The 473-nt window shown below is 50.1% G+C and carries 1 rRNA gene; it reads right to left on the bottom strand.

Annotated elements, in window-relative coordinates:
* Nucleotides 1-473, bottom strand: a 23S ribosomal RNA gene (locus ATB76_RS28920); the annotation flags it as partial.

The following is a 473-nucleotide window of genomic DNA, read 5'->3' as shown; positions in this document are numbered from 1 at the left end:
AGTCGCGCAGTTAACACTCGCTTTCGCTACGGCTCCCCTAGATGGTTAACCTTGCCACTGAATATAAGTCGCTGACCCATTATACAAAAGGTACGCAGTCACACCACGAAGGTGCTCCTACTGCTTGTACGTACACGGTTTCAGGTTCTATTTCACTCCCCTCACAGGGGTTCTTTTCGCCTTTCCCTCACGGTACTGGTTCACTATCGGTCAGTCAGTAGTATTTAGCCTTGGAGGATGGTCCCCCCATATTCAGACAGGATATCACGTGTCCCGCCCTACTCGATTTCACTGAATGTGCGTTGTCAACTACGGGGCTATCACCCTTTATTGCCGGACTTTCCAGACCGTTCGTCTAACGCATATAAAGCTTAAGGGCTAGTCCAATTTCGCTCGCCGCTACTTTCGGAATCTCGGTTGATTTCTTTTCCTCGGGGTACTTAGATGTTTCAGTTCCCCCGGTTCGCCTCGCT

Source organism: Vibrio sp. MOR3, from assembly GCF_001557775.1.
Taxonomy (GTDB): domain Bacteria; phylum Pseudomonadota; class Gammaproteobacteria; order Enterobacterales; family Vibrionaceae; genus Vibrio; species Vibrio jasicida.
The sequence above is the reverse complement of the archived record's forward strand: the minus strand, read 5'-3'. Positions and strand labels throughout refer to the sequence as shown.